The 15,334-nt window shown below is 67.4% G+C and carries 12 protein-coding genes; 11 read left to right on the top strand and 1 reads right to left on the bottom strand.

All coding sequences use genetic code 11. The features are described from left to right. The coding region (locus VHL31_RS03780) for an efflux RND transporter periplasmic adaptor subunit (RefSeq protein ID WP_329659872.1) at positions 1 to 1,129 on the top strand (1,129 nt) is incomplete at its 5' end. Between the two features lie 11 nt (positions 1,130 to 1,140). After that, positions 1,141 to 4,308, top strand: coding sequence for a multidrug efflux RND transporter permease subunit (locus VHL31_RS03775; RefSeq protein ID WP_329659871.1), 3,168 nt, complete (start codon positions 1,141 to 1,143; stop codon positions 4,306 to 4,308). A gap of 2 nt (positions 4,309 to 4,310) precedes the next feature. On the opposite strand, the gene VHL31_RS03770 is transcribed toward VHL31_RS03775, so the two are convergent. After that, positions 4,311 to 4,808 (bottom strand): heme-binding protein, encoded by a 498-nt coding sequence (locus tag VHL31_RS03770; RefSeq protein ID WP_329659870.1) that lies wholly within the window; start codon positions 4,806 to 4,808, stop codon positions 4,311 to 4,313. Positions 4,809 to 5,032: 224 nt separating this feature from the next. Here VHL31_RS03770 and VHL31_RS03765 point away from each other — a divergent pair, with 224 nt between their 5' ends. The 9 genes from VHL31_RS03765 to VHL31_RS03725 are packed head-to-tail and all read left to right on the top strand — an operon-like array spanning position 5,033 to position 15,320. Next, positions 5,033 to 6,052, top strand: coding sequence for an ABC transporter permease (locus VHL31_RS03765; RefSeq protein ID WP_329659873.1), 1,020 nt, complete (start codon positions 5,033 to 5,035; stop codon positions 6,050 to 6,052). Between the two features lie 3 nt (positions 6,053 to 6,055). Beyond that, positions 6,056 to 6,907, top strand: a complete 852-nt coding sequence (locus VHL31_RS03760; protein ID WP_329659869.1) for an ABC transporter permease — start codon at positions 6,056 to 6,058, stop codon at positions 6,905 to 6,907. Beyond that, positions 6,904 to 7,872 carry an ABC transporter ATP-binding protein gene (locus tag VHL31_RS03755; protein WP_329659868.1) on the top strand — a complete coding sequence of 323 codons (969 nt, stop codon included), beginning with the start codon at positions 6,904 to 6,906 and terminating at the stop codon, positions 7,870 to 7,872. Before VHL31_RS03760 ends, VHL31_RS03755 begins: the two co-directional genes overlap by 4 nt. Beyond that, positions 7,869 to 8,876 (top strand): ABC transporter ATP-binding protein, encoded by a 1,008-nt coding sequence (locus tag VHL31_RS03750; RefSeq protein ID WP_329659867.1) that lies wholly within the window; start codon positions 7,869 to 7,871, stop codon positions 8,874 to 8,876. The genes VHL31_RS03755 and VHL31_RS03750 overlap by 4 nt, the downstream gene beginning before the upstream one ends. Further along, positions 8,857 to 10,320, top strand: a complete 1,464-nt coding sequence (locus VHL31_RS03745; protein ID WP_329659866.1) for an amidase — start codon at positions 8,857 to 8,859, stop codon at positions 10,318 to 10,320. Before VHL31_RS03750 ends, VHL31_RS03745 begins: the two co-directional genes overlap by 20 nt. 4 nt (positions 10,321 to 10,324) lie before the next feature. Continuing rightward, entirely contained in the window at positions 10,325 to 11,728 is a 1,404-nt protein-coding gene (locus tag VHL31_RS03740) for an amidase family protein (RefSeq protein ID WP_329659865.1), read from the top strand. A gap of 22 nt (positions 11,729 to 11,750) precedes the next feature. Next, positions 11,751 to 13,370: an ABC transporter substrate-binding protein gene (locus VHL31_RS03735; RefSeq protein ID WP_329659864.1), complete on the top strand. Its 1,620-nt coding sequence runs from the start codon at positions 11,751 to 11,753 to the stop codon at positions 13,368 to 13,370. Positions 13,371 to 13,379: 9 nt separating this feature from the next. Then, on the top strand, positions 13,380 to 14,546 hold the full coding sequence (locus VHL31_RS03730; RefSeq protein ID WP_329659863.1) for an amidase: 1,167 nt from the start codon (positions 13,380 to 13,382) through the stop codon (positions 14,544 to 14,546). 39 nt (positions 14,547 to 14,585) lie between these two features. After that, positions 14,586 to 15,320, top strand: coding sequence for a hypothetical protein (locus VHL31_RS03725; RefSeq protein ID WP_329659862.1), 735 nt, complete (start codon positions 14,586 to 14,588; stop codon positions 15,318 to 15,320). Positions 15,321 to 15,334: the final 14 nt, after the last annotated feature.

The following is a 15,334-nucleotide window of genomic DNA, read 5'->3' as shown; positions in this document are numbered from 1 at the left end:
CGTTCTGCTGGCGGCGATGCTTCTTTCCGCCTGCGGGGAGGAGGACACCCAGGAAGCTGCGGCCCCGCCACCTCCGGCCGTGACGGTCGCCAGGCCGTTGGTCGAGCGGATCGTCGACCGGGATGAGTTCACCGGCCGCTTCAATGCCGTCGCCGCGATCGACGTGAGGGCGCGCGTGTCAGGCTATCTCGAGCAGATCGCGTTCATGGACGGCCAGATGGTCAAGAAGGGCGACCTGCTGTTCGTCATCGACCAGCGGCCCTTCCAGAACGCGCTGGCGCAGGCCCAGGCCGACGTCGCCAGCGCGCAGGCGCGCCAGCAGCTTGCGGTCGCCGACCTGGAACGCTCGCGCACGCTGCTGTCCAGTTCCAACGTCGCGAAGGCAACCTTCGACCAGCGGCTGCAGGACAAGCAGGTCGCGGACGCCAACGTGCTGGCCGCCCAGGCGGCGCTCGCCCGGGCCGAGCTCGACCTGGAGTTCACCGAGGTGCGCGCACCGGTCAACGGCCGGATCTCCAACCGGCGGGTCGACATCGGCAACCTTGTCGAGGGCGAGCCCTCGGCGACGATTCTGACGACGATCGTGTCGCTCGACCCGATCTATTTCGACTTCGACATGAGCGAGACCGAGTTCCTGGCCTATGCGCGGGCGGGGATGGACGGCCGGATGGCGCCCCAGCGCGACGGCAAGGTCGAGGTGTCCCTGCGCCTTCCCGACGAGAAGAGCTGGTCGCTGAAGGGCACGCTCGACTTCATCGACAACCAGATCGACCCGGCGAGCGGCACGATGCGGGCGCGGGCGGTCGTTCCCAACCCCAATCTCTTCCTCACGCCCGGCCAGTTCGGCCGCCTGGGCATGCCCGGTTCCGAGCCCTACGAGGCGATCCTGGTTCCCGACCACGCCGTGGTCAGCGACCAGGCGCGCAAGCTCGTCATGACCGTCGCCAACGACGGCACGGTCGTGCCGAAGGTGATCAGGATCGGGCCGATGCATGACGGGCTGCGGGTCGTGCGCGACGGGCTGAATGCCAGCGACAACGTCATCGTCGACGGGTTGGTGCGGGCAAGGCCGGGCGCGAAGGTAGCACCCCAGGAAGGCAAGATCGAGCTCGCCACCACGGCAGGCTGAGGACGGATCGAATGCGCTTTACCCATGTGTTCGTCGATCGCCCGATCTTCGCGGCGGTCGTCTCGATCCTGATCACGATCATCGGCGCCATCGCCTATATCGAGCTGCCGGTCGCCCAGTATCCCGAGGTGGCACCACCGACGGTCACCGTGACCGCGTCCTATCCAGGCGCCTCGGCCGAGATCGTCGCCGACACGGTGGCAGCACCTTTGGAGCAGCAGATCAACGGCGTGGAGGACATGCTCTACATGTCCTCGCAGTCCACGGCCGACGGCAACCTCACGATCACCATCACCTTCCAGCTCGGCACCGACCTCGATCAGGCCCAGGTGCTCGTGCAGAACCGGGTGGCGATCGCGGAAGCGTCCCTGCCCGAGGAGGTGCGCCGGCTGGGCATCACGACCCAGAAGAGCTCGCCGGACATGCTGATGGTCATCCATCTGGTCTCGCCGGGCAACAAGGTCGACCTGCTCTACCTCTCGAACTACGCCGTCCTCCAGGTCCAAGACGTCCTGTCCCGCGTCAACGGCGTGGGCGATGTCCGCCTGTTCGGTGCCCGCGAATACTCGATGCGGATCTGGATCGACCCGGACCGTGCCGCCGCGCTGGAGCTGACGCCCGGCGAGATCGTGGACGCCCTGCGCGCCCAGAATGTCCAGGTAGCCTCCGGCATCCTGAACCAGCCGCCGACACAGCGGCCTGGCGCCTTCCAGCTCAACCTGGAGACCCAGGGGCGGCTGATCGAGCCCAAGGAATTCGCCAACATCGTCATCAAGACCGACGGCAGCGGACGCGTGACACGGGTGCGTGACGTGGCCAGGGTCGAGGTGGGCGCGGTCGACTACTCGACGATTGGCTACCTGGACGAGGACCAGGCGCTGCCGCTGCTGGTGTTCCAGCGACCGGGCTCGAACGCGCTGGAAACGGCCGTGGCGCTGCGCGCCACCATGCAGGAGCTTGCGGCCAACTTCCCGGAGGGCCTGGAGTACCGGATCGTCTACGACCCGACCGAGTTCATCGCGGAATCGGTCCGCGAGGTCTACAAGACCATCTTCGAGGCGGTGGCCCTGGTCGTGGTCGTCGTGATCCTGTTCCTCAAGACCTGGCGCGCCTCGATCATCCCGATCATCGCGATCCCGGTCTCGCTGATCGGCACCTTCGCCGTCATGTCGGCGATCGGGTTCTCCTTGAACAACCTGTCGCTGTTCGGCCTGGTGCTCGCCATCGGCATCGTCGTCGACGACGCCATCGTCGTGGTCGAGAACGTCGAGCGGAACCTGGCCCTGGGCATGACGCCCAGGGAGGCGGCGCACCGGACGATGGACGAGGTGGGCACGGCGCTGGTCGCCATCGCGCTCGTGCTGATCGCGGTGTTCGTGCCCACCGCCTTCATCACCGGCATCTCCGGCCAGTTCTATCGCCAGTTCGCGCTGACGATCGCGTCGGCTACCGCGATCTCCTGCATCGTCTCGCTGACGCTCAGCCCGGCGCTGGCCGCGCTCCTGCTGAAGCCTCATTCGGAGCACGGCAAGCCGAACCTCCTGACCCGGCCGATCCACGCCTTCTTTCGCGGCTTCGACCGGGTGTTCGACGCCGTGGCCGGCGGTTATGCCGGCCTGACCCGGCGCCTGGTCCGGCTGTCGGCCGTGGTCCTGGTCGTCTATGTCGGGCTGATCGGCCTCACCTGGTTCCAGCTGGAGCGCACGCCGGGCGGCTTCATCCCGGAGCAGGACCAGGGCTACCTGATCACGGTGGTCCAGCTGCCGCCCGGCTCCTCGCTGGACCGGACCGACCAGGTCGTGCGCAAGGTGGCGCAGATGGTCCGGGACACGCCCGGTGTCGAGCACACCGTCGCGTTCTCCGGCTTCGACGGCGCCACCTTCACCAACAACCCGAGCGGAGGTGCCATCTTCTCGCCGCTCAAGCCGTTCACCGAGCGGGCTGCGGAGGGGCTGGACGCCAACACCATCCTTGGCGATCTGCGCCAGCGCCTGGGCAGCGTCCAGGAAGCCATGGTCTTCAGCCTGATGCCTCCACCGGTCCGAGGGATCGGCACGGGCGGCGGCTTCAAGATGATGGTCCAGGACCGCAACGGCCGCGGGCTTCCGGCGCTGGAAGAGGCCACGCAGGCGCTTGCCGCCGCAGCGAAGGCGGAGCCGGGCCTCGTCGCCGTGTTCTCCCTGTTCAACACCCAGACGCCCAAGGTCTATGCCGACATCGACCGGGTAGCGGCCGAGATGCTGGAGGTCCCGGCCAGCCGGGTGTTCGAGGCGCTGGAGGTCTATCTCGGCTCCGCCTACGTCAACGACTACAATCTCTCCGGACGCACCTTCCGCGTGACCGCGCAGGCCGACTGGCCGTTTCGGGGAGACACGCGGGATGTCGGGCGGCTTCGAACCCGCAGCGACACCGGGGCGATGGTCCCGCTGGGCTCGATCGCGACCTTCCGCGACATTACCGGTCCCTACCGGGTCGCGCGCTACAACCTCTACCCGGCCGCGGAGCTGCAGGGCTCGACGCTGCCGGGCACGTCGAGCGCCGAATCCCTGAGCAAGATGGAGCGGCTGGCGAACGAGGTGCTGCCCAACGGGTTCGCCTATCAATGGACGGAACTGTCCCTGCAGGAAAAGCTCGCCGGCAATACGGCCGTGTTCGCCTTCGCCGCGGCGGTCGTGTTCGTATTCCTGGTGCTGGCGGCCCTGTACGAGAGCTGGCTCCTGCCGCTCGCGGTCGTGCTGATCGTGCCGATGTGCATCCTGGCGGCGATGACGGGGGTGCTGGCGGCAGGCTTTTCCAACGACATCCTGGTGCAGGTGGGCCTCGTCGTGCTGATCGGCCTGGCGGCGAAGAACGCGATTCTGATCGTGGAGTTCGCCAAGCAGGCCGAGGAGCGCGGCATGAGCCGGATGGACGCGGCCGTGGAGGCGGCACGCACGCGGCTGCGGCCGATCGTGATGACCTCGATGGCGTTCATCCTGGGCGTGGTTCCGCTCATGCTGAGCACGGGTGCAGGTGCCGAGATGCGCCGCACGCTCGGTACCACCGTGTTCTCCGGCATGCTGGGGGTGACCCTGTTCGGGCTCCTGTTCACGCCGGTGTTCTACGTGGTCTGCCGGTGGCTGGGCGGGCGACGCGGAACGGCCGCCACCAGCCCGGCGACGCCCGCACCAGCGGAATAGCGTCAGCCTTTCCTGATCGGGTGCGGATGCGATCCCCGGATGATCCCGGTGTCCTCCGCACCCATCGGCTGGAAGTCCAAGAACAGGTCGGCGCCCTCGATCGCCGCCGCACCAGCGCGGGCCACGGCGAGATCCTGGCTGCCCGTGCCGGAGCCCGCCGACACGGCACCCACCACCATGCCGCCTACCCGGATCGGCAGCCCACCGATCAGGTTGGTCCACTGGCTGCCATGGGCCAGGGCCACCTGCATCTCCACGTCGGCATGGGCGCCACCGGTGGGTTCAGCCGACAGGGCGGCCGTGCGCGCCTTGGTCGTGGTCGAGATGACGCTGAGCGCCTTGGCACCGTCCATCTTCGCAAAGGCGACCGGGTTGCCGCCGGCATCGACCACGGCGATGCACATGGGCTGGCCGATCTCCTCGGCCTTCGCGATGGCCGCCTGCAGCACCTTCAGCGCGCCGTTGAGGGTGAGACTCCGCGTATCGACGAGATCGGCCACGGGTGGATCCTCCGGGGGCTGCCATGCCGGTTGCCGGATCAACATCCATGCCGGGCCATTTTCACATAAAGAAACCGACCATTTGCCTGATCCGCACCCACCTTTCGAGGCAATTGCCTAGCAACTGATCACCGCATGCCGGCAGAAGCTCGTGATCACAGTTCTGGGCCCGATGGCATGTCGCTTGCTCTCTTGGCTGGTGAACCGAGAAGAGGACCTGGCCCCTGCCCGCTGGCTACATTCTCCGCCGCATGGCGTCCGCCGTCCCCAGCCTGATCGGCGTGATCCTGGCGACCTTTCTGTTGTCGCGGGCGCTGCCGGGCGACCCGGCCGTGTATTTCGCCGGCCCGGCCGCGAATGCTGAATCGGTCCAGCAGGTCCGCGAGAGCCTGGGCCTCGACAAGAGCCTGCCGGAGCAACTGTTGCTCTATGTGTACGACCTTGGCCGCGGCAGCCTCGGCCAGTCGCTGACCACCGGCCAGCCGGTGATGGACGACCTGATCCAGCGCCTGCCGGCGTCGATGGAGCTGACCTTCGGGGCGCTGCTCGTGGCAATCGTGATCGCGGTGCCGATGGGCGTGTTCGCCGCGGCACGGCCGAACTCGATCGTCGACCATGTCTGCCGGGGCACGGTCACGATCGCGGCAGCCTTCCCGACCTTCTTCGTCGCGCTCCTGCTGGTCTATGTCTTCTACTACCTGCTGGGCTGGGCGCCGCAGCCGCTGGGCCGGATCGACGAGATCTACTACGTGGCGCCGGATCCCGTGACCGGGTTCTATCTGGTCGACACGCTCATCGCGGGTGATGTCGAAGGCTTCCGTGGCTCGCTCGCGCAGTTGGTGCTCCCCGCGATCTCGCTGGCGCTGTTCGCCCTGGCGCCGATCGCCCGGATGACGCGGGCGGCCATGCTGACGGCGCTGGGCAGCGACTTCGTGCGCACCGCCAAGGCCAATGGGCTGTCCGGCGGCAAGGTCCTGTTCGGCTACGCCTTCCGCAACGCGCTGCTCTCGATCACCAACATCATGGGGATGATCTTCTCGTTCCTGCTGGGGTCGAACGTGCTGATCGAGCAGGTGTTCGGCTGGCCGGGCATCGGCGCCTATGCCGTCAGTGCCGTGATCGCCTCGGACTATGCGGCCGTGCAGGGCTTCATCCTGATGATGGCGGTCATCTACGTCCTCTTGAACCTCGTGGTCGATCTGCTGGCGGGGCTGATCGATCCGCGCGTGCGCTTTGAAAGCTAGGCCATGACGCTTGCCGCCTTCGCCAAGGACACCAGGCACGCGTTCACGGAGAACCCGCTGACGCTGGTGGCGTTCGTGATCTTCACCTTCCTGGTGATCTGCGCGCTGATCGGGCCGTCGGTGGTGCCCTACGACCCGCTGATGACCGATTCCAACGCGCGGATGATGCCGCCGTCCGCCGAGCACTGGTTCGGCACCGACCAGCTCGGTCGGGACATCTTCAGCCGGGTGATCGTGGCGGCCAGGCTCGACCTCGGCATGGCGGTCACGGCGGTCGCGATCTCGTTCTGCCTGGGCACGGCGCTGGGGGCCATCGCCGGCTATCGCGGCGGGTTCGTCGACCAGCTGATCGGCCGGGTGTTCGATACGATCATGGCCTTCCCGCTGTTCGTGCTGGCGATGGGGATCGTGGCGGCGCTGGGCAACAGCGTGGTCAACATCATCATCGCGACGGTGATCATCAACCTGCCCTTCTACGGCCGCTACGCCCGGGCGGAGGTGAACGTCCGTCGGGACGCGCCTTACGTCGAGGCGGCGCGGATGGGCGGCAACGGCTCCGTCCGCATCCTGACCAGGCACATCGTGCCGAACATCCTGCCGCCCATGATGGTGCAGGCCTCGCTCAACATGGGCTGGGCGATCCTGAACGCGGCGGGGCTCTCCTTCATCGGTCTGGGCGTGCGGCCGCCCGAGGCCGAGTGGGGCATCATGGTGTCGGAGGGAGCCAGCTACATCTTCTCCGGCGAGTGGTGGACCTTCTTCTTCCCGGGCATGGCGCTCGTGCTGGCGGTGTTCTGCTTCAACCTCCTGGGCGACGGGCTGCGCGACATGATCGATCCCAGGAGGAGGACATGAGGGAGCCTCTGCTCAGGGTCGAGCGGCTGTCGCTGGACTTCCGCACGCGCGACGGCCGGGTGAAGGCGCTGCAGGACGTGTCGTTCCACATCGACAAGGGCGAGATCCTGGGGATCGTGGGCGAGAGCGGGTCGGGCAAGTCGGTCAGCGCGTTCGCGATCATGGGCCTGCTGGAGAGCACGGCTGCCATCGGCGGCGGCAGTGTCCATTTCGCCGGGGCGGACCTGCTCGCGAACAATGGCGCAGCGATGAAGGCGATGCGGGGGCGGGAGATCTCGATGATCTTCCAGAGCCCGCGCACCGCGCTGAACCCGATCCGCAAGGTCGGCCGGCAGATCGAGGACGTGCTGCTGCGCCATGGGCCGGTCGCGAAGCGCGACGCGAAGAAGAAGGCGATCGAGGCGCTGGCGCGCGTGCGCATCCCCGATGCCGAGCGGCGCTACGATGCCTATCCGTTCGAGCTCTCGGGCGGGATGTGCCAGCGCGTCATGATCGCGATGGCGCTGGCCTGCGAGCCCATGCTGCTGATCGCGGACGAGCCGACCACAGGGCTGGACGTCACCACGCAGGCGGTCGTGATGGATCTCATCCGCGAGATGGTCGACGAGACCAGGATGGGGGCGCTGCTGATCACCCACGACCTGGGGCTGGCCGGTGAATACTGCGACCGGATCGTGGTCATGCATGCCGGACACACGGTGGAGGACGCGCCGACCGAGGTGCTGCTGGCAAAGGCGGCGCATCCCTATAGTGCCAAGCTGATCGCGGCGACGCCGGCGGCGGCCGACGAGATCTCGCAGCTTGCCTCCATCCCGGGCGGGCTGCCCGATCTCAGGCGCTCGGATCTGCCGTTCTGCCGTTTTCGCGACCGCTGCGAGCGGCGGGCGGAGGTGTGCGACGCCGAGCCGCTGCCGTTCGCCGAGCTTGCCGGTGACCACCTCGTCCGCTGCTGGCGACCCGCATGAGCCCGCTCCTCGACGTCAAAGGCCTGCAGAAGTTCTATCCGACCGGGGAGGGCAAGAAGCGCGGGACGCTGCATGCCGTCGATGGCGTGGACCTCGTCCTGAACAAGGGCGAGAGCGTTGGCCTCGTCGGTGAGTCCGGCTGTGGGAAGTCGACCTTGGCGCGGCTCCTGGCGCGGCTGACCGATCCCAGCGGCGGGACGATCCACTTCGACGGCAAGGACATCGGCGCCATTCCGCTCGGCAAGTTCGTGAAGGCGCCGGAGCGGGCGCGCATCCAGGTCGTGTTCCAGGATCCCACCGAGAGCCTGAACCCGCACTTCAAGGTGTTCGAGGCGATCGCGGACCCGATCCGCCTGTTGCTGAAGCCGAAGAGCCGGGCGGAGCTGGAAGAGCGGGTCAGAAAGGCGGTCGATCTCGTGGGCCTGCCGCAGGAACTGGTCGGGCGCTATCCGCACCAGCTCTCGGGCGGGCAGCGGGCGCGGGTCGGGATCGCGCGGGCGATCGCGGTGGAGCCGTCGCTCCTGATCCTGGACGAGCCGACCTCGGCGCTGGACGTGTCGGTGCAGGCGGTGATCCTGCGCCTTTTGGCCGACCTGCGCGACCGGCTCGGCATGAGCTACCTGTTCGTGTCGCACGATTTGAACGTCGTCCGCCTGCTCTGCGAGCGGGTGGTGGTCATGTATCTCGGCAAGGCGATCGAGACGGCACCGTCGGACGAGCTCTTCCGCGCGCCGAAGCATCCCTACACGCGGGCACTCCTGGCGGCGATCCCCGACCCGACCCATCGCGGCAAGCATCCGCCGCGGCTGGAAGGGAGCCCCCGCAGCCCGATCGACCCGGACCCCAAGGTCTGCCGGTTCTACGGCCGCTGCCCGATGGGCACGTCACTCTGCACCGAGCAGGCCCCCCTCCTGAAGCCCGCGGGCCGGCGCCACGAGGCCGCCTGCCACTTCGTCGACCATGTCCAAGCAAGTGAACAAGAACATGCCCTCAGCCACCGATAACGAGATCGCGCGCCTGCCGGCCACCGTGCTGGCGCAGAAGGTCCGAGCCAAGGAGCTGTCAGCTGCCGAGGTGACGGAAGCGGCGCTGCGGCGCATGGAGGCGACCGAACCCTATATCCACGCCTACTGCGTGCCCACACCGGACGTGGCGCGGGCGGCGGCGGCCGAGGTCGACCGGAAGGTTGCGGCGGGCGAGGACCCGGGCGTCCTGGCTGGTGTGCCGATCGGCATCAAGGACCTGGTAGCGACCAAGGGCATCCGCACCGTCATGGGCTCGAAGTTCTACGAGGACTTCGTGCCGGACGAGGACGACATCGTGGTCGAGCGGCTGAAGGAGGCGGGTGCCGTCATCCTCGGCAAGACCAACGTGCCGGAGTTCGGCTACAGCGGGGTCGGCCACAACCCTGTCTTCGAGACGACCCGCAATCCCTGGAACCTGATGATGACGCCGGGCGGCTCCTCGGCTGGGTCGGGGGCGTCGGTCGCCTGCGGCGTGTCGCCGTTCGCGATCGGCTCGGACGGCGGCGGATCGATCCGCATCCCCTCCGCCCACTCCGGGCTCTACGGCATGAAGGCCTCGATGGGTCGGGTGCCGCTCTATCCGGGCTGCCGCGACGAGCGCTACCCGGGCGTCTCCTCCTGGGAGTCGCTGGAACATATCGGGCCGATGAGCCGGACGGTGGGCGATTCGGCGCTGATGCTGAGCGTGATCGCGTCGGGGCCGGACATGCGCGACCGCTATTCCCTGCCTAAGCCCGACTTCGACTGGAACGAGGTGGCCAAGCCCACCTCGCTCAAGGGACTGCGCGTCGCCTACAGCCCGGACTGGGGGTATGCGCCGGTCGATCCGGAGGTGCGGCGCGTGGTCGGGGAGGCCGTGAAAGTCTTCGAGGACATGGGCTGCGTCGTGGAGGAAGCCCATCCCGGTTGGGAGGACCCCTTCCCCTATTTCTGGACGCTGGTGGCGGCCGAAAGCGACCTTTCCGGCATGCGCAAGATGATCAAGGGACGCGAGAAGGAGGTCTCGCCGCATCTCCTGGCGCTGATCACCAAGGAGTGGACGGGGGCGGAGTTCACCGACGCCAAGACCGTCCGCAAGATGGTGGTGAACAAGATGTGGCGCTTCATGCAGCGCTACGACCTGCTGCTCACCCCCACGCTCGCCGTGCCGCCCTTCCCGGTGCACATGCAGGGGCCGGAGATCATCGAGGGCAAGATGGTGACGACCGGCGACTGGCTGGCCTTCACCTACATCCTGAACCTGACCGGCCAGCCGGCGGCCTCGATCCCGGCGGGCTTCACCAAGGACAAGCTGCCGGTCGGCCTGCAGATCATCGGGCGGCACCTGGACGACCCGATGGTGCTGAAGGCATCGGCCGCGTTCGAGCAGGCCAAGCCCTGGAAGGACGCATGGCCGCCGCTCCTGGCCGAGCTGGGCCTCTGAGCCGATGAACTGGTCGCCCGAGAACGGAAGCCTGGACTTCCGCACGCTCCATGCCGCCTACCGTGCCGGCACGCTCACCCCATCGGCGGTGGTGAGTGCCGTCTACGAGCGCATCCATGCACGAGGGCCAGACCCGGCCTGGACGCTGGTCATCCCGCGCGAGAACGCAATGGCAGCCGCCGCAACGCTGGAGGCGTCCGGCGCCTCGCCGGACACGCACCCGCTGTTCGGCCTCCCCCTCGGCATCAAGGAGAACTTCAACCTCGCGGGCTACCCCACGAACAATGCCTGCCGGGCCAGCGAGTACATGGCCGCCACCACCGATCCGATCGTCCAGCGCCTGCTGGACAAAGGCGCGATCGCGATCGGGCGGAACAACATGGACCAGTTCGGGATGGGCGTGGTCGGCGTGCGCACCGACTACGGGATCCCGTCCTGCGTGTTCGACAAGGACTACATCTCGGGCGGATCGACATCCGGGGGCGGAGTCGTCGTCAGCGCCGGACTCGTGTCGTTCGCGCTAGGTGGCGATGCGGCGGGGTCGGGACGCGTCCCGGCGGCGCTGCAGAACCTGGTGGGGCTGAAGCCGACTAACGGCCTGGTGCCGCTCGGCATCTCGACGGCAGGCATGGGGGCGAGCCACACGGTCCTGACGCTGACCGTCGAGGACAATGTCCATGCGATCCGGCAGCTGATCCAGCATGTCGAGGACGATCCGCTGTCGCTGCCGGAAGCGGCGGGCTTCGACCTCAAGATCGAGCCGATGCCGGCGCGGTTCCGCTTTGCGGTACCCTCCAGGGCGAGCCGGCTGTTCTTTGGGGACGAGGCGGCTGAAGCCCTGTTCGACGCAGCCATCGAACGCCTGGAAGGCATGGGCGGCACGGCGGTCGAGTTCGACTATGCGCCGTTCCACGCGGCAGCGAAGCTCCTCTACGAGGATGCCTTCATTGCCCGGCGCTATGCCAACCTGAAGCCGGTCTGGGAAAAGTGTGGTGACCGGTTCCATCCGGCCACGCGCGAGATCCTGTCCTGGGGGACCAAGTACTCTGGTGCTGACGTGTTCGTCGCCCAGTACAACCTGGCACGCTACCGCAAGATCGCGATGAAGTTGTTCCAGGATGTGGATGTGATGGTAACGCCGACCACGCCCACGACCTTCACGATCGCGCAGCTGAACGAGAAGAACATCGAGCGCAACGCGATCATGGGAACCTACACGAACTTCGTGAACCTCATGGAGTTCTGTGCGCTCGCCGTGCCGAACGGCTTTCGGCCGGACGGCCTGCCCCAGGGACTGATGTTCATCGCCCCGTCCTTCCAGGACAACCGCATCCTTGGTTTCGGTGCCGCCTATCATCGTGCGCTTGGGCTCACGATGGGCGCCACGCCGCATCGTTTGCCTCACTGACCATACTGCCGGAGAGCTTTGCATGACCGATATGGATCGCAGAACGACGCTCGGCCTCCTGGGTGGGGGCGCGGCCCTGGCAGCGATGGGCTTCAGGGTGGCCGAGGCGGCCACGCCCAAGGACGTGCTCATCGTCGTGAACGAGATGGGCCCGAACTCGCTGGACACGATGCTGCCGGCGGCAAACGACCAGGCGCGCATGGTGGCCTGGCAGGTCTATGACCGGCTGGTCAGCCACGGCACCAAGACCATGCCGAATGGGGCGACCGGCTACGACTCCAAGGTGTTCACGCCCGAGTTGGCGGAGAGCTGGGAGATCCTGGACGAGGGCAAGACCCTGATCTTCCACCTGCGCAAGGATGCGACCTTCCACGACGGCAACCCGGTCACCGCGGAGGACGTGAAGTACTCGTTCGACCGCGCGGTGGCGGCCGGCGGCTTCCCGACAATCCAGATGGCGGCGGGCTCGCTCACCAGCCCGGACCAGTTCTCGGTGGTGGACGAGTACACGTTCAAGATCACCTTCGAGAAGGCGAACAAGCTGAGCCTGCCGGACTGCGCGGTGCCGGTGCCCTGCATCGTCAACAAGAAGCTTGTCGAGCAGCACACGACCGATGCCGATCCGTGGGGCCTGGAGTGGACCCAGCGCAACGATGCCGGCGGCGGCGGCTTCAAGGTGCAGAGCTGGAAGCCCGGCGACCAGCTGGTGCTGACCCGGTTCGACGAGTGGAAGTCGGGGCCGCTGCCGGAACTCAAGCGCGTCATCGTCCGGCAGATCGCCTCGCCCGGTACGCGGCGCGCCCTGCTCGAGAAGGGCGACGTCGACATCTCCGTGGGCCTGCCGCCCAAGGACTACTCGGAGCTGGCCAAGGCCGGCGAGGTCAAGGTGGTCGGCACGCCGGTGCAGGGCGACCTGCTGTTCATCGACATGAACGTGCAGATGAAGCCGTTCGACAACGTCAAGGTCCGCGAGGCGATCGCCTATGCGATCCCCTACCAGCAGATCATGGACGGCGCGCTCTACAACCGCGGCGTGCCGATGTTCGGTGCCGATCCGGCGATGACCAGTTTCCCGCCGACCTGGCCGACGCCGTCCAAGTTCACGACCGACCTGGAGAAGGCCAAGGCCCTGCTGGCCGAGGCGGGCATGCCCGACGGCTTCGAGACGACCTTGTCCTTCGACCTGAGCCAGGCCACCACCCGCGAGCCGATCGCGATCCTGGTCCAGGAGTCGCTGGCCAAGATCGGCGTGAAGGTCACGATCGAGAAGGTGCCGGGCGCCAACTGGTTCGCCAACATGGCGTCCAAGAAGATGCCCTTCGTGATCGCCGAGTTCTATCCGTGGCTCGATTATCCCGAGTATCACTTCTTCTGGACCTATCACGGTGGCAACAACTCGGTCTTCAACACCTGCAACTACGTGAACCCGAAGCTGGACGAGCAGATCGAGATCGCCCGCTTCGCCACCGACGACGCGACCTACAGGACGGCGCTGACCAACATGGTCGGGATCGTCATGGCCGACGTGCCGCGCATCCCGCTGGCCCAGCTGTTCGGCGATGTAGCGATGCAGAAGAACGTCGAGAACTACGTCTACTGGTTCCACCAGCACATCGACTTCCGCACGATCAAGAAGGCCTGAGACGAGGGCATGAAGGACGAACTCGGCGCGTTCGTGCCGCATGTCGATTGCGTTGTCCAAGGTGCGAGGACAGGCCCGCTTGCGGGCCTGTCGTTCGCGGCCAAGGACCTGTTCGCGGTGGCCGGCTACCGGACGGGCGGCGGCAATCCCGACTGGGAGCGCACTCATCCGCCGGCCCGCAGGCACGCCTGGGCGGTGCAGGCGCTGCTGGACGCAGGGGCGACGCTGGTCGGCAAGACGATCACGGACGAGATCTCGCTGGGGCTGATCGGACGCAATCAGTTCTACGGGACGCCGATCAATCCCAAGGCGCCCGACCGCGTGCCCGGCGGCTCGTCGAGCGGCTCGGCCGCTGCAGTGGCCGGCGGGCTGGTGGATACGGCGCTCGGCACCGATTCGGGCGGGTCGGTGCGCACGCCAGCCAGCTTCTGTGGGCTCTATGGGCTCAGGCCCACCCATGGGCGGATCCCGGTCGAGGGCATGGACACGCAGTCGCCCACGTTCGACACGTGCGGCTGGTTAGCAGCGGATGCCGAGACCTTTGTGAGGGTCGGCGAGGTCCTGCTGCAGGCCAAGGCGTCGGAGGTGCGGCCGGCCGAATTGCTGATTGCCACCGACTGCTTCGGGATCGCCGTGCCGGAGGTGCAGTCGGCGCTGGCCACCGTGGTCGAACGGTTGTCTGGGGCGTCCGGCCAGCGCCGCGAGGTCGAGCTGGGTGAAGGTGACCTGCCGGCGTGGTGGGAGAACCAGCGCAAGCTGCAGATGGGCGAGTTCGGCAAGACCTTCCGGCCCTGGGTCGAGCGGGTGGTGCCGCGGTTCTCGATCGAGGTCGGGCGCAGCCTGACGCTGGCGAGCCTGCTGACCGAGGATGAGTTGGAGGGGCCGAAGGCGTTCCGGGCGAAGGCGCGGGCGCGGCTGGAGGGGCTGCTCGGGGCGGACAAGGTGCTGTGCCTGCCGACCACGCCGATCCTGCCGCCGCTCAGGAACGAAAGCTTCACGCAGCTCACCACCGCGGTCGGGCGGATCATCGAGCTGACCTGCATTGCCGGGCTCACCGGCCTGCCGCAGGTCAACCTGCCGCTCGGCAACTACCGGGGGATCCCGGTCGGTCTGTCGCTGATCGGCTGGCGCGGATCGGACGAGGTGCTGCTGGGGCTGGCAAAGGCGCTGGCCTGACGTCTGTCTGACAGGTACGGAGGCGGGTTTACAGCCTCCGTGACCTGTTCTTTCCTCCAGCAGATGCAGATCTCGTTCGACCTTGGCGCATCCGATGACCTCAGGCAGGTCCGTGATCTGCTCGATCGGGCGTTCGGCCCCCTGCCCCTGCCTGACCAGCGCGATCCGCTCAGCCAGCTGGTCAAGTCGCTGATCAGCACGCGCACCCTGGACCGCCTCTCCGAGGCCGCGTTCGACCGGCTGCGCGAGACGTTCCCGGACTGGCCTGAACTGATGGAGGCGTTGCCGGAGGCGATCGAGCCGGTCATCAGCGAAGTGACGTTTCCCGAGGCCAAAGCCAGGAACCTGCCGGTCGTCCTGCGCCAGATCCATCGGGATCTCGGATCATTCGACCTGGATTTTCTTCGCGGCTGGCCGGTCGAGCGGGCCCTGGCATGGCTCGAGCGGCTGCCAGGGGTCGGGCTGGAGGTGGCGTCGGCGACGCTGAACACGAGCACGCTGCAGCTTCCGGTCTTCGTCGTCGATACGCATGTGCATCGCGTGCTCGGGCGCTACGGCGTGTTCGGGCTCACCAGCAGCAGCCGGGCAGCTTATCGGGCCGTGTCGGACGCGACCCCGGGCTGGACCGCTGCGGAGCTGAGCGAGTTCCACGACCTGCTGAAGCGGCTGGGGCAGACGCTTTGCCGGGCCAACGAGATGCGCTGCCCCCAGTGTCCTCTGCGCATGCAGTGCAGCACCGGCGCGAAACTCCGGCATCGTCCGACCCGCTCCTGACCTCATCAGGCCAG

Origin of the sequence: Geminicoccus sp., from assembly GCF_036263595.1 — a bacterium.
In the GTDB taxonomy this organism is placed as follows: domain Bacteria; phylum Pseudomonadota; class Alphaproteobacteria; order Geminicoccales; family Geminicoccaceae; genus Geminicoccus.
Note: the sequence above shows the minus strand (reverse complement) of the source record. Positions and strands in the feature narration are given on the sequence as shown.

Bases quoted from the DNA above. Each gene is read 5' to 3' on its own strand.
- VHL31_RS03775 (WP_329659871.1), top strand. From the start codon at position 1,141: ATGCGCTTTACCCATGTGTTCGTCGATCGCCCGATCTTCGCGGCGGTC.
- VHL31_RS03760 (WP_329659869.1), top strand. From the start codon at position 6,056: ATGACGCTTGCCGCCTTCGCCAAGGACACCAGGCACGCGTTCACGGAG.
- VHL31_RS03755 (WP_329659868.1), top strand. From the start codon at position 6,904: ATGAGGGAGCCTCTGCTCAGGGTCGAGCGGCTGTCGCTGGACTTCCGC.
- VHL31_RS03750 (WP_329659867.1), top strand. From the start codon at position 7,869: ATGAGCCCGCTCCTCGACGTCAAAGGCCTGCAGAAGTTCTATCCGACC.
- VHL31_RS03745 (WP_329659866.1), top strand. From the start codon at position 8,857: ATGCCCTCAGCCACCGATAACGAGATCGCGCGCCTGCCGGCCACCGTG.
- VHL31_RS03740 (WP_329659865.1), top strand. From the start codon at position 10,325: ATGAACTGGTCGCCCGAGAACGGAAGCCTGGACTTCCGCACGCTCCAT.
- VHL31_RS03735 (WP_329659864.1), top strand. From the start codon at position 11,751: ATGACCGATATGGATCGCAGAACGACGCTCGGCCTCCTGGGTGGGGGC.
- VHL31_RS03730 (WP_329659863.1), top strand. From the start codon at position 13,380: ATGAAGGACGAACTCGGCGCGTTCGTGCCGCATGTCGATTGCGTTGTC.